Annotated in this window: 9 protein-coding genes; 6 read left to right on the forward strand and 3 right to left on the reverse strand. The window is 42.1% G+C overall.

All coding sequences use genetic code 11. The features are described from left to right. Positions 1-77: 77 nt before the first annotated feature. From ACFGVS_RS11735 to ACFGVS_RS11745, 3 genes are all read left to right on the forward strand, one after another. Positions 78-3491 carry a TonB-dependent receptor gene (locus tag ACFGVS_RS11735; protein WP_439698751.1) on the forward strand — a complete coding sequence of 1138 codons (3414 nt, stop codon included), beginning with the start codon at positions 78-80 and terminating at the stop codon, positions 3489-3491. 26 nt (positions 3492-3517) lie between these two features. Beyond that, a complete protein-coding gene (locus ACFGVS_RS11740) occupies positions 3518-4957 on the forward strand; it encodes a RagB/SusD family nutrient uptake outer membrane protein (RefSeq protein WP_439698752.1) in 1440 nt (479 codons plus the stop codon). Positions 4958-5316: 359 nt separating this feature from the next. Continuing rightward, positions 5317-5757, forward strand: a complete 441-nt coding sequence (locus ACFGVS_RS11745) for an Hsp20/alpha crystallin family protein (protein ID WP_439698753.1) — start codon at positions 5317-5319, stop codon at positions 5755-5757. Between the two features lie 298 nt (positions 5758-6055). On the opposite strand, the gene ACFGVS_RS11750 is transcribed toward ACFGVS_RS11745, so the two are convergent. The 3 genes from ACFGVS_RS11750 to ACFGVS_RS11760 form a co-directional block, all read right to left on the reverse strand. Beyond that, positions 6056-7243, reverse strand: a complete 1188-nt coding sequence (locus tag ACFGVS_RS11750) for a histidine-type phosphatase (protein ID WP_439698754.1) — start codon at positions 7241-7243, stop codon at positions 6056-6058. Between the two features lie 315 nt (positions 7244-7558). After that, entirely contained in the window at positions 7559-8941 is a 1383-nt protein-coding gene (locus tag ACFGVS_RS11755; protein WP_439698755.1) for a hypothetical protein, read from the reverse strand. 11 nt (positions 8942-8952) lie between these two features. Then, the gene (locus tag ACFGVS_RS11760) at positions 8953-11730 is read right to left on the reverse strand and encodes a TonB-dependent receptor domain-containing protein (protein ID WP_439698756.1); all 2778 of its coding nucleotides are present in this window, start codon (positions 11728-11730) and stop codon (positions 8953-8955) included. Between the two features lie 298 nt (positions 11731-12028). Here ACFGVS_RS11760 and ACFGVS_RS11765 point away from each other — a divergent pair, with 298 nt between their 5' ends. From ACFGVS_RS11765 to ACFGVS_RS11775, 3 genes are all read left to right on the forward strand, one after another. Beyond that, positions 12029-13750: an HAD-IIIC family phosphatase gene (locus ACFGVS_RS11765; protein ID WP_439698757.1), complete on the forward strand. Its 1722-nt coding sequence runs from the start codon at positions 12029-12031 to the stop codon at positions 13748-13750. Positions 13751-13756: 6 nt separating this feature from the next. Then, on the forward strand, positions 13757-13999 hold the full coding sequence (locus tag ACFGVS_RS11770; RefSeq protein ID WP_439698758.1) for an acyl carrier protein: 243 nt from the start codon (positions 13757-13759) through the stop codon (positions 13997-13999). Positions 14000-14188: 189 nt separating this feature from the next. Continuing rightward, complete coding sequence (locus ACFGVS_RS11775) at positions 14189-15502, forward strand: MBOAT family O-acyltransferase (RefSeq protein WP_439698759.1); 1314 nt, start codon at positions 14189-14191, stop codon at positions 15500-15502.

Genomic DNA, 15502 nt, shown 5'->3' on the forward strand with positions numbered 1-15502 from the left:
TATTATCGATCCATTAAATCAGTAACAGGATGTTGCTGATAACTAACCGATTGTTTAATTACTAACACCGTAAAATTATGAAAAAAGAAATACTTCATGATAAAGTATTTTCTGTGCCCCATTACCGAAAATTTTTATTGATGCTTAACTGGACTTTTGTTCTCACTTTCCTGTTTTGTTTGAATGTATCGGCAAACAGTTATTCGCAAAACGTTAAGGTTAGCCTTAACCTTAAAGACGCGTCTTTGAGGAAGGCTATTAACACCCTTGAGCAAAAAGGGAAAACCCGTTTTTTATACAGCGAGCAGCTGTTGCCGCAAGACAAGCAGGTTACGCTTGATGTTAACAACGTGCCCCTGCTTGATGTATTAAACAGGATACTTGAAAATACCGGCCTTGATTACCAGACAACTGATAACGGGTTGGTGATTATAGCCCTGAAGGGTTCTGTTATTAAAAATATACAGGTAAAGGGCAGGGTGCTTGATGATAAAGGCAGCCCATTGCCGGGGGTAAGTGTGAAGGTACTTGGTACAAACGGCGGCGCCGTAACTAATGGCAATGGCGAATACGATGTATCGGTGCCCGAAGGGGCTTCCCTGGTATTTTCGTATATCGGCTATCTTACACAAACGGTTGAAGTTGGTACAAAAACACAAATTAACGTAGTTTTAAAAACAGATGAAGCCAGCCAGAAACTGAGCGAAGTAATTGTGGTTGGATACGGCACGCAACGCAAAAGCGATCTTACCGGATCAGTAGCCTCCATAAGCGGGAAAGATTTGGATAAAACGCCGGTACTGGGCGCCGACCAGATGCTGCAGGGAAGGGTTAGCGGTTTGCAGCTTACTCAATCAGACGGGCAGCCGGGCAGTGCCACATCTATCCGCATACGGGGCACCAACTCCATCAACTCGGGTAACGAGCCTTTGTATGTTGTTGATGGTTTTGCAGGTGTTGGCAACCTTACCTCTATCAACCCCAATGATATACAATCTATCGAGGTTTTAAAAGATGCTTCGGCAACGGCAATTTATGGTAGCCGCGGTGCCAATGGGGTAATACTTATTACCACCAAAAAGGGAAAAGCCGGGCAGCACGCTATAAATTTTGAATCGTACGCGGGTGTACAGCGTATAGCCCGCAAACTCCCCCTGATGGACGCCACACAGTTTGGCAAATACCTGAACGAATATTATACCGAATATAACGCAGCTAACCCAGCCACAGCCAAAGCGTTACCTTACACCGACGACCAGATTGCCGGGTTTGGCAAAGGCACCGACTGGCAGGACGAGCTATACCGCACCGCGCCAATACAAAATTATCAGCTTAGCTTTAACGGCGGAACCAACGAAGCGCGATACTACCTCAGCTTAAACCACTTTGACCAGGACGGTATTATGAGGGCCACGGGTTTCAGACGCGAACTGGTGCGTTTAAACCTGGACAGGAATATAGGCAAGAAGATTAAGATGGGCTTTTCTTCGCAGATTTCCTATAATGTACAGGCGGTTGACCCAAGTATAACCGGGGTAGGATATGGCGCTGCGGGCGGCGCGCTGAGTATGAGCCCTATTACGCCTTTACGCGATGCAAGCGGCGCATACACATTTGCAAATGCGCCTGCCGCGTATGTTGGCACATACGGCAACCCGGTTGCCGCTGTTGAATTGGCCACAGACCGTATTGCCAATTCGCGGGGGCTTATTAATACTTTTGGCGAGTATGAATTTATCCCCGGCTTTAAATTTAAAAGCAGTTTTGGGGTTGATTATAATACCGCAAACGAAAATTCATACCTGCCTACCACCATTTACATTGGGCAGCAAACCGGCGGAACGGCTTATTCGTCCAATAATACAAGCTACAGCTGGTTAAATGAAAATACATTATCCTTCAATAAACAATTCAACAAAATACATGTAATTGATGCGGTGGCCGGTGTTTCATTACAGGAGTTTAAAACCAAGGCATTCAGCAGCAGTGCACAGGGCTTTTTTACAGATAATTTAGGCACCGACAACCTGGCTTTAGGCGCCAATGTTTTAACGCCCCAATCCAACAAGTACAGGAATACTATTGCCTCCTATTTTGGGCGGATTAATTACCGGCTGATGGAAAAATACCTGTTTACTTTCACCATGCGTTCTGATGGGTCTTCCCGTTTTGGTGCAACAAGAAAATGGGGTTATTTTCCATCCGGAGCGTTCGCGTGGCGGGCATCGGAAGAGAAATTCATTAAAAACATAAAACAAATATCAGACCTGAAAATCAGGGCCAGCTACGGGGTTACCGGTAACCAGGAAATAGGATCATATCAATCATTATCTCAATATGGCATAAACAGCTACACTTTAGGCACGTCGGCAACACGTGTGGTTGGCGTACAGCCAAATAATATTGCTAACCCTAAATTGAGTTGGGAGTCTACAGCTTCTTTTGACGTAGGCGCCGACATGGGATTGTTTAATAACCGCATCAGCCTTACTGCCGATTATTATCATAAAACAACCAGCGATCTGCTGCTTAATTTTTCGATACCTCAATCGTCGGGTTTTTCAAGCATCTTGCTTAATGCGGGAAAGGTTGAAAACCACGGTATCGAATTTTCTTTAACTACAAGAAATATTGAATCGCGGAATTTCAACTGGAATACCACCCTTACCTATGCCGCAAACAGGAACAAAGTATTGGATATGAATGGCACCAACAATATACTGGTTGGTAATACCGGCCCATACATTGCAACCAACGGCCTTGCACCTTCTATTTTGCGGGTTGGCCAGCCTATAGGATCGTTTTATGGCTATCATTTTGATGGCGTATACCAAACCCAGGCGCAAATTGCTGCAGCAGGCATATCAGGCGTAGTACCGGGCGACGCCATCATTCGAGATGTTGACGGCAATAAAATAATTGACGGTAATGACCGGCAAATTATCGGGCAGGCAGCTCCAAAATTTATTTTCAGCATAAACAATACCCTATCTTACAAAAACTTCGATCTTTCCATTTTTGCCCAGGGGGTACAAGGCAACAAGGTGCTAAACCTTACCAGCTATGCACACAGCAGCGGCACTACAGCAAACGTGTACAGCTATATGGCTAATGCCTGGAACGGCCCCGGCAGCACCAACACCGTTCCAAGGGTACTCAGCACATCTATACGCAACGCCGGCGTGGTAGATAATTACCTGGAAGACGGGAGTTATTTGAGGATACAAACCATATCGCTGGGATACAATATACCTGTCTCGCCCACATCACGGGTATTTAAAACCTCAACGGTATATGTCACAGTCCAAAACGTACACACTTTCACAAAATACACCGGCTATAACCCCGAAATAAACAGCTTTGGCGCTCAAAACTTAAATGCGGGTACGCAGAACCTGAACCCGGGCAGCCAGAACTTAAACCTTGGGGCCGACGTTAACTCATATCCGCCGCCAAGAACCTTTTTATTGGGAGTGAAAATAGGATTTTAAACAAACACATATTTAATATCATTCATATGAAGATAAGAATTTTAATGGCTGTGGCGATAGTTACTATCAGCCTTACCTCGTGTAAGAAATTCCTTACCGAACAGCCATATAGCTTTTTAACGCCCTCCAATTTTTATAAAAACCAGGGCGATGCGGTTGCGGCTTTAAACGGAGTTTTCAGCACGATGCAACCTCAAACCTTTTATCAGCGTACGGTTTACATCGTATCTGATAATGCATCGGACCTGATGTATGCGGCACCTGGTTCTTCAACCGACAGGAACTCGCTGACCAACCATACTTTTGCCGCGGTTAATGGCGAAATTGGCAACTGGTACATCAATGATTACAAAATGATCAAGAATGCCAATGATGTTATCAAATACGTTCCGCCAATTTCAATGGACCCGGTTGAGAAGGCAAATATTATTGGTAATGCCCGCTTTTTGCGTGCATTAGGCTATTTTAATTTGCTTACTGCTTTTGGGGAAGTGCCGCTTATTACAGAACCTGTTACCGCTACCTCGCCCGATCTGTATCCAAAAAAAGCTTCACTTGCGGCTCTTTATGACCAGGTGGTTGCCGATCTTCAGTATGCCGAAGCCAATTGCTATGCCGAAAAAAACATTACAGCCGGTAATAAGGGAAGGGTGTCTTCGGGCGCAGCGTCCGGCCTGTTAGCAAAGGTATTGTTAACACGTGCCAAATCAGGTGCGGCAAAGGCTACCGATAGCCAGGACGCGCTTGCCGAATGCAATAAAGTAATCAATGATGCCTCATATAGTTTGCTTGCCAATTATGCCAGTATATTCAGCTCGGATAATAAATATAACAAAGAGATAGTTTTTGCGGTACGCTTTGGCACAGCGCCCAATGTTGGTAATATTATATTGCGGATGTTTTATCCAACTGTTTTAGGCGGGTACGGCTCATTTTTTGCCCAGAACAACTTTTTCAATAATGGCTTTCCCGATGGCGACAGAGATATACGCAAAACCTATAGCATATCTAACCAGGCGGTTGATAATAAAGGTGTAACCCAAACGGTAACCCCTTTTATTTATAAATTCAGAGACAGCCAGTGGAAGCAGGATAATAATTCACGGAGTGATTGGTTTGTATTACGCCTGGCCGAAATTTACCTGTTGCAATCAGAGGCCATGAATAACATCAATCCAGCTGACCCCGACAAGTTTAACGGGATAAATATAGTGAGGGCACGGGCGGGTTTATCATTGCCAACAGACCAACTAAATATTACCAATACCCCCACCCCTGATGCGTTTATAGATGCCTTACTGGCCGAACGGGCGCGTGAACTTTGCGGAGAAGGGCAACGCCGCTGGGACCTTTTACGTTTGGGACGGCTGAAAGCCGCTATGGCCAAAGTTAGTGTCACTGTTGATGATAACCATTTACTATTCCCGATTCCACAATCTGAACAGGATGCCAATCCTAATTTTTAATGACATACCCCCCTACGGCGCCGCCCCGACAATTATCGGGGTGCCCTGTTGGCAAAGTAGTTAATATACAAGTCCCGGATGTGGTTTCATCCGGGATTTTGTGTTTTTAGGAGGGGCTATTGGGATAGGCTCCTAATATTTGATTTAGATTATTTATGGACGGTAATGAATAACGCGCGTTATATTTGAATTTGTGACAGCCATAACCTGCAATTTTTTCACAGAATATGAAATTTTTTCAGTCGGTTAAGCCGCTTTAGCTTCTGGCATTTTACTTGTTAGGTTATTATCAGAACGCGAAGTTCTGAAGTTTAATTAATTACAAGTTCAATCATTAAATTTATTTAGGAGGACAACCGATGACATTGGTTAAATTTAATCCCGAAAAAAGGAGCAACTCATTACTGCCAGGCTTTAATGACGTTTTTGATTCCATTTTTAACGACACTTTTTTAAACGACCGTATGGTGGCCCGCGTACCTGCCGCTAACATTAGCGAAACAGCCGAGAACTACCATATTGAACTGGCCGCGCCAGGCTTAAAAAAAGAAGATTTTAAACTAAACCTTGACCGCAATGTATTGAGCATTTCTGTTGAACAATTGTCAGAAAGCAATAACGAGAAAAAAAATTACAGCAAACGCGAGTACAGTTATAGTTCATTCGTGAGATCATTTACCCTTCCTGAAAGTGCAGATGACAATCGCATTGAAGCTGCTTACACCGATGGCGTACTTAAGGTAAACATTGCCAAAAAAGAAGAAGCCAAATCTGTAAGCAGGCAAATTGAAATTAAATAACATGTTCTGATTTATAGTTTAAGAGCCTCCTGGATAAGGGGGCTTTTTTGTACTTGTAATTTACCCGCAGGCCAAAAAAGACATAAAAAAACTGCAGAAGCTAATTTAATCCCTGGGGTAACGGCTGCGGGTACCGAGCGTACAAAAAGCTATTTTAATTCCTTTAAAAACGCAGCAGCATCGTCGCCCGGTTTGTAATTTAGCATGGCAAGTTTGGTTATATACAATTGGCGTATATCGGCCCATTTGTAATATGGGAAACCTGTTTTTAACCCGCTGATATGCGCTTCCTTCTCGTTTAGTAGTATCCTGACAAGGTAACTTGCCGCCCCCCTTTTTTATAAAATATCCACTGGATATTTGAGCTTAGCGGGGCTACGTTTGAAGCCTGCCAATTGGCATCAAACTGATTAATGTCAGGCGATACCTTATCGGCCCCCTTAATTCCCAACAATGCCGCAAACGGCGAAATAGTTTCGGCATGGGCAAAACGGAGGTTGGCGCTAATTGCTCCGGTTTTTATAAAATCATCACTGGTGGTTATAAAATTGGCTAATAAAGGCGCAGCTATACTTACCTGGATGCCATTGGGTTTTATACCGGGGCCTTTTACCAAAAAATCTTCAACGGCATCGACGCGGCCTAAAGCTTTTAGTTCATCACAGGAAAAAAATTGGGTAAAGTCAAGATCTTTTAATTTCAAATCTTTTTGGCTGATTTCCTCTTTTAATGAATATACAATAGTGGCAAAGCCCCAGATGTCGCTCACCACTTTATCGACCCATTTTTTATCCTGTACTTTCACAAACTCAGGATTGAAAAATTTGGCGATAATATTTTTGTTGATCTCGTCAATATGTTCGGCTTTGGCAACAATAGCTTTGTATTTTCCCCAATCGTCGCCGTCTTTATAAGCGATGTAAGCCGCCGATTCATCGTAAAACCGCAGGTTAACATCATCATTGGCCTCCGTTATCTGTGCCGAATCTTTTAAACCGGCCTTTAACCCCGACAAAAATGCATCGGCGCTTTGTTTAGTGCGTACCTCTTTGGTAATTGTTACCTTTAATTTGGGATGGCCGGCAAATACGTTGCTGTAGTTTCGATACATCCTATCCCCTATTTGCTGTAGTTCGGTTCGGCCCTCGGCAGATATGGATTTGGAGTTTCCTTTCTCTACCTTTTGCAGGTTAAGCACCATTTGTTTAAGCAACCTGCCTTTTTCGGTAAGCATGCCTGCGCTATCGGCCTTTAATAAAATGACGTATATAGCAGTGGTATTTACATCCTTAGTTAAATGCCTTGCCCCGTGCCTGCCCACGTGATTAATAAACACCGGCCGGTAACCTTTTGGCGCAGGTGTATATTTGGCAAGCGGTGCTTTATACAAGGTTTTGGTACCTAAAAAAGCAGTACCACAATCCTGGGCATAGGCATTGAAAGTTGATACAGAAATGAGCAGAAGATATAAGAAAGCTTTTTTCATGGGTTGAAGAGATGTCGTATTAAAAGGGCTGTCATATTGAGCTGTAAAATCTGTATATTCTGAAGCGAAATGACATTAAAAAATATAAGACTGTCATCCTGAGGTACGAAGGATCTATTCGCGAACTTTTCTATCGGTCATATACAGTTGATAGATCCTTCGTACCTCAGGATGACAGGAAAATTGGATATGTCATGGATAACATGGCAGTCCTCCTCTTTTTAAACGTAAACACTTTAAAAATATCAATTTAAACATGCAAGGATCAGCCTTTCAACTGATCCTTGCAAATATTAATTAACCAGGAGCTTATTATTAATGCTGGTTACCTGTAAAATCATTCTGATAAGCGCCGGCATCTTTACCCGGAGGGGTAATATCCGTACCGTAAGTACCGGTTGCGGTTACCGCGTGCATTGGCATAAAATCAGTTTTGCCCGCTTTAAGCGCTTTCGATGTTGATTTTAACCTGAAGTTTGATGTACCAACCATTACCGCGGCCGGGGTTTGTAATGATACCGTCATCGGGCCAGGGTTGGCTGTATAATCAAAAGCAGTAAGATCATAGCCATAAAATGACGGATCGTTATCTTTTGGTGTAGTTGAATGTACATCAGCCGATTGAAAAGTGGATACGCCATCCGCCGCATTAAACAGGTCGACTATTTTTTGGGTCTGTCCGTAATAATATTGATTGTTGTACTTAATGTTAATTAAATCCGCATCGCTGGTTAAACGCAGGCCAAACCGGCAGTTGGCAATAATGTTATTGTAAACTGTTCCCCGTGCCGCCTTTTCAAAATTGATAGAGCCCCCACGGCCAGATTTCGTTTGCCTGAAACCGCAGTTAACCATGGTATTGTTGTACATGTTAACATTGGTTTGAGTGCCCGAGCTACCGGCATCAGATGCCTTTAAAGCGTTGGTAGCAGCACCTATCATAAAGTTATAAGCCAAATCGCCCACGGTGCCGCTTTTCATATTAAAAAACTCGCCTCCTGATTGTCCGCAAAGTTCAAAGGTATTTCGCATTACGCTAATCTTGCCGCCTGCTACCCTGATGGCATCATCCTTGGCGCCAAACACCCACGAATCTTCTAAAATAAAGTTCCTGTTGATGTTGGCGAAATAAATGATATACCTGGGGTCGCCGCTGGAATAAATGCCAGTTTCGTTACCGCTTGCGGGGCCGCCCGCAAATTCAAGGTGTGTCCATTTAATGATCAGATCGCCGCCTGGGGTAGCGCTTTTCGATGAAGGGTCGGGCCAGCAAACAATACCTCCCCAGTATCCTTTAAAAACGTCGGTATAGTTTTGCGCGTTCGCCTCGGTGTGATAGGTATCGGCATTTTGTACGGTTATATAGTTGGGTTTATCCTTTGTACCCAGGCTGATAAAAGTACCGTGCATGATAATTTCGGGCGCCGTTTGGTAGGTTTTACCATCCCCTATAGCTATCAGTTTTACACCCGCTTCCATTTGCAGGGTGTCGCCCTCATTTACAGTAATATCGCTGCTGAAGTAATAAGTTTTACCGCTAAGCATAGTGCCTTTTACGGCCCCTTTAAGGGTATCAGAAGTGATACCGTTACTTACCTGGTGCAATGGCGGCGAAATAATTGCCAGTTCGGCTTTATGGCATGCACTTAGCGCTAACAGCGTAAGGCATGCAAAATATATTTTGTTTAAGCTTTTCATCTGTAATATCATTATAATTTATACCGTAAACCAAGTATGTAATATTGTTTGTAAAGGTCTTTACGTACAGCTGTGTTTTCGCCTGCTTTTTGCAGTTCAACATTTACCGCATCTGTTGGGTAAGGCCTTCTGATCTCTAATTCATAGGGGGTATTCAACAGGTTGGTTGCCTTAGCATATATGTACAGGTTGCCAAACAATCGTTTATCGGCCGATAGATCAAGCGTTGTAAAACCTTTTTGCCAGATATCATTATTTAGATAGGGCGATACGGTATTTAACCTTGCACCGGTGTATACAAATGACAACTGTGCATTAAGCCCGTTTTTAACGCTGCGGTACAGTAATGAAAGGTTACCAATATTTTTTGACTGGCCCTGTAACGAACGCGTTTGCTGTACGGTACGGTGTGTTACCTGCCCCTGGTCGTTACGATAATCTTCTTCTTTATCTGTTGTTATTTTAGAGTTGGTGTAGGTGTAGTTTGCACGGATACCAAAACTTCTGAAATATTTGGTATAATCAACCTCAAAGCCGTAGTTATGGGCGTTACCAAAGTTTTCCGGCCTTAATACGTAGCTTGTTCCCGATTTTTCGATAGCGTATTCAACCGGGTTGTTTATTGATTTGTAAAACACACCAACCAATAACTGGTCAAGCGCCTTAGGGAACAGTTCGTAACGTAAGTCGAAGTTTTCGGCGGTGATACGTTTCAGGTTCGGGTTGCCTAATTCGTCATAAAGTGCATCCGGGTCGCCGGCTGTATGCGGCACCAGCTCATAAAAATTTGGACGACTGATGGCCGAGTAATACGACAGGCGCAGATCCTGCTTTTCATTAAACTGATATTTAAAGTTTAGGCTTGGTAGTAAATCATAATATCTGATTGTTCCGTCTTTACCTTCTACCGAAGCATCAGCCTGCGTATGCCAGGCCTGGCTGGTATGCTCATACCTTAAGCCGGCAATAGTTAATAATTTACCTGTGGTAAACTTAACCTGGCCATATCCGGCGCCAACCTTTTCGGTAAAATCGTAATTAAGCGCATTGGTTGGCGTGCCCTGGGTGTTAAACAAATCGAAAGTGTTTAAATCAACATTGCCGTTAAAAGTTTGGGCCGTGTTTGCGGCGCCTGGCCTCAGGTCGTACTCATCGTAGCTGCTGTGCCTTGTTTTATCGCGGTACATACCACCTGCGCTTAATTCAAATTTAGTATCGAACAAAGTTGGTGTATAAATAAAGTTCAGGAAGCCTGTTTTGTCCTCATCCGAGTTTTTGGTGAAAGTGCGGCTCTGGGCTTTATTGGCATCAAAAGTAAAAGGGGCTTGTACAATAGTACCGTCTGATTGAACGTTACGGCCGGTATTCAGGTTAAGTTCGGCCCTATCGGGCTCATTGGCGGTAGCTTTTGAGTAAACGGCCGTCCAGTTAATGCTGAAATTATCGTTTAGCCTATGGTCGCCATGTAAATTTCCGTTTTTTATGGTTTGTATCGTCCTGTCGCTGCGATAGGTTTGGCCTACACGGCCGGTGCCAATACCTGCACGGCCAAGCTCTAAACTGGTATCCGAACTAAACCTGTAGGTGTTTTGGGCAAGGTTAATGTAATCCAGGTCGAGGGTTATCTTATTGGCATTGTTGATACGGTAATCAAACTTGGTGATAACACCCACACGCTGTTGTTGGATGTTGTAATTACGTTTTTCAATATCAGTAACCAGCGGCTCGTTATTTGCCGGGTTAACTTCGGTACTAAAAAATGTACCGTTGGTCTGCCTGTACGTATTTTGATAGCTTAAAGATAATAAGGCCCCAAATTTTTTATTGGCACTGCGGCCGCCTATGCTTAAACCGGCTATAGTAGCTAAAGGTACCTTGTTTTCGCTATAATGAAATGGAGCGGTTGTAAAATCGGCACCGGTAGCTATGCGGCCATCGGCACGCGGCGAGGTTTGTAAACTACCGCTATGATCAAATTTAGTAAAGCCTTTGTTAAAAAAATTGGCCGCCAAACCCGTACCCAGGTTGGCACGAACTGTAAAATCGTCCGGCGCATCTTTTAACACAAGGTTTATGGCGCCGCCAATAGCATCGCCTTCCATATTGGCTGTAAGCGATTTGGAAACCTCTAAACGGTCAACAATATCTGCCGGGAATATATCAAGCGGCACGTACCGGTTTTTATTATCGGGACTTGGGATTTTAACTCCATTTACCAATGTATACTGGTAACGCGCATCCATACCGCGAATGATAGCGTATTGTGCCTCGCCGTTGGTGCTGCGGTCAACCGATACACCCGATACACGTTGGGTAACATTAGCTATGGTAATATCGGGTGATGCTTCAATGGTGCGTGCCGATACCACATTTAACAAAGCCGGCGACCTGCGCTGGGCAGTGGTGGCCGACTGATCGGTACTTTTATCGGCGCGGCCATTTATAGCTACTTCGTTTAAAGCGTGTTCTTTTATTTTTAAAGATAATTTAACGTTTGCAATGCCGCCGTCCTGCACGGTTACATTGGCTTCATCATCTTCAAAAGAAATGTAGTCTGCCTCAACTTCGTAATTACCCGCGGGTACATTTTTAAATACAAAAGTACCATCAAGGCCAACGCCGGTTGACGCTTTGAAACCTTTATCTTTGCTTTTTAATTTAACGGTGGCACCAACCAGTGGCTCGCCTGTTTTTCTGTCGGTAACGGTTCCTTTAATCGTTCCACTTGCAAAAGCAAAACTGCTGATAGCAAACTGGAAGATAATTAATAGGGGTAGGAGTTTCTTCATTATCATGGGGATTAAAAATCCCTGCAAAGAAACCCCGGCGGTTTAATGATTAAATAAACCTAACGTTAACATATTGTTAGGCAAGGTTAAAAAACCAATAACAAATAGCTTTTTACGTAACAAAGTTGTTTCAATTTTAAAAAACACAAATTTGCTACAGAATTATTTATCAGCAATAAATTGCTTATGGAATTAGTAAGTAACCATTTATATCCATGAAGCCTTAAAAGCATTATTTAGCAAAATAACTATTTAAAATAAGTTTTTATATTTAGCAACGCTTTATCAGGCATCATAAATGAAGGTTTTTTCGGAGTTAAAAAAAAATTTAAAGAATAACATTTCAACGTTACCACCTATTAAAGTTGCGTTATTGGGCGACACCGCGACCCAATTTTTATCAACAGCCTTACGCGGCACAGGGTTTGACCAAGGCTTTGACCTTCAAATGTGGGAGGCCGATTTTAACCAGGTGGAGCGCCAGGTTTTTGACCCAACATCTGAGTTGTATCAATTTGCCCCCCAGGTTATTATAATATTTCAATCGGCACATAAGTTACTTGGCAAATACGGCAAATTAAACACACAACAATACCATTGCCTTGCCGAAGATCAGATGGCATTAATTGATAAACTACACTCGGCAATAAATAACAACTCGAAAGCCCGGATTATTTATTACAACTACACCGAAATTGATGATGCCATATTTGGCAGTTATGCCAATAAACTGGAGCAATCTTTTTTGTTTCAGTTGCGTAAGCTGAATTATGAGTTGATGATATACGCCGCAGAAAACGTCAACTTTTATTTATGCGATATGTCGGCCATTCAAAACCAGGTGGGCAAACCGGCCATGTTTCAAACATCAGTGTATATTAATACCGAGATGGTTTTGAGTATTGAGGTTTTGCCGTTAGTTGCCGCCAGAACAGTTGATTTGATAGGAGCGATATGGGGGAAATTTAAAAAGTGCCTGATTGTTGACCTTGACAATACCATGTGGGGTGGCATCATTGGCGACGATGGGTTAGAAAATATCCAGGTAGGCAATATCGGCATCGGCAAGGCATTTACAGAATTTCAATATTGGATAAAAAAGCTTAAAAACCGCGGAATAATCATTGCCGTTTGTAGTAAAAACACGCAAGAGACAGCAATGGAGCCTTTTGCAAAACACCCGGACATGGTATTGCACCTGGATGATATTGCAGTTTTTATGGCCAATTGGGACAATAAAGCAGATAACATCCGAAAGATACAGGCTGTATTGAACATTGGGTTTGACACCATGGTTTTTTTAGATGACAACCCATTTGAAAGGGCCATGGTGCGGGATAATATCCCCGGCATTACTGTACCCGAACTGCCCGAAGACCCTGCCGATTACCTGGAGTATTTATATGCATTAAACCTTTTTGAAACGGCATCCTATTCAAATGAAGACATAGAGCGAACAAAGAAATACCAGGTTGAGGCTAAACGCACAGTAGCACAAGCAGGATATACCAATGAGGCTGACTTTTTACAGAGCCTTGATATGGTTTCGATAGTTGAACCTTTTAATAAATTTAACACGCCCAGGGTTTCCCAGTTGTCGCAACGATCAAACCAGTTTAATCTGCGAACGGTGAGGTATACCGATGCCGATATAGCAGCAATGATTGGGCATGAAAGCATTTTTAGCTTCTCGTTTACCTTAGCAGATAAATTTGGGGATAACGGCCTTATAGCCGTAATTATACTAAAAAAAGAAAGTAACGATGTGCTGTTTATTGATACCTGGCTAATGAGTTGCAGGGTGTTAAAAAGGGGGATGGAAAATTTTATATTGAATACAATTATTGTTTTTGCAAGGCAAAATGATTACACATGGTTAAAGGGAGAATATTTACCTACACCCAAAAACGCCATGGTAAAAGATCATTATCATAACCTGGGTTTTGTGCCGGAAGGAAGCCAATGGATGGTCAACGCAAAAGAATATACGCCCCAAAACTGCTTTATACAAAAAAAATAAATTGAAATGGAAAAATCTGAAGTGTTAAAACAACTAAATGAAATTTTTATAGACGAATTGGATAATGATCGTATCGTTTTAAAATATGAAACAACGGCAAGCGATGTTGAGGACTGGGATTCGCTAAATCATATCCAGTTAGTTGTAGCTATCGAGAAAAAATACAAGATCAGGTTTTCGACGCAGGAAATACAAGGCTGGAAAAATATTGAGGAGTTAATTGATTCAATAAATGCGAAGCTTAGTTAACCACAATGTTTTCGTACACCATACATTTAAAAAATAGTAGGTGCTACTATTCTAAAAATACATAAATGCAATATGCTATTTAACTCCTTCGAATTTTTAATTTTTTTTCCTGTAGTAACTGCGCTGTATTTCTTATTTCCTTATAAATTCAGGTGGCCGCTTTTACTTATTGCAAGCTGTATTTTTTATATGCTCTTTGTGCCAATTTATATCCTTATACTGCTGGTAACTATTTTAATTGATTATGTAGCTGCCATATATATTGAAAAGACGGAAGGGCACAAGCGGAAGTTTTATCTCGTCATAAGCATTATATCTACTTGTGTAGTGTTGTTCATTTTCAAATATTTTAATTTCTTTAACGATAATATCCGGCTTTTAGCACAGGTTGCACATTGGAATTATTCCGTTCAGTCGCTAAAAATATTATTGCCTATAGGGCTATCATTCCATACATTTCAAAGCCTTAGCTATGTTATTGAGGTTTATCGGGGCAACCAAAAAGCCGAAAAGCATTTTGGAATTTACGCGCTGTACGTAATGTTTTACCCCCAACTGGTGGCCGGTCCAATTGAGCGGCCGCAAAATATGCTGCATCAGTTTTATGAAAAGCACAATTTTAACTACGATGACGTCACCTACGGACTAAAAAGAATGTTGTGGGGTTATTTCAAAAAGGTAGTAATTGCCGATAGGCTCGCAATTTATGTAAACGCGGTATACAACAACTCCAGCCACCATAATGGTACTACTCTGTTTGTGGCTACTTTATTTTTTGCGCTCCAGATATATTGCGATTTTTCGGGATACTCCGATATTGCCATTGGCAGTGCCCGTGTAATGGGATTTAAACTCATGACAAACTTTAACAGGCCTTTTTTCAGTAAAAACATATCCGAACTTTGGCGGCGCTGGCATATTTCATTATCAACTTGGTTTAACGATTATCTTTTTACGCCCATAGTAGTTGCATTAAGGAGCTGGGGAAAACTTGCAGTAGTGTTTGCAGTATTGGTAACTTTTGCGGTGAGCGGCTTGTGGCACGGCGCCGGCTGGCCGTACGTGGTTTATGGTTTACTACATGGCATTGCTGTAGCGTATGAATTTTTAACAAAAAAAATACGCAAAAAAATATTCAAAAACTTACCAGAACTGGTAGTAAAAGTAACCTCTACCTTTTTAACATTTACGTTTATCTGCTTCACATATATCTTTTTTAGGGCTGCCACATTTACACAGGCCACCAGCATTGTCCACAAAATACTTTTTGATCATGGCAAATTATTTATTGCCGAAAATAATTGGTTAATGATTTACGCTTCAGTATTTCTATCGATACTATTTATAAGCGATTTTATAGAAGAGTACGGGAGTTTGAAAAGCCTGGCCTTTTATAATAACAAGAACTTATTTATAAGATACTTAAGCTATTGCTCGCTGGTGATCATCATATTGCTTTTTGGTGTATTTGATAAAAATCAATTTATTTATTTCCAGTTTTAA

The sequence above is a fragment of the Mucilaginibacter sediminis genome (assembly GCF_051903035.1).
Lineage (GTDB): Bacteria > Bacteroidota > Bacteroidia > Sphingobacteriales > Sphingobacteriaceae > Mucilaginibacter.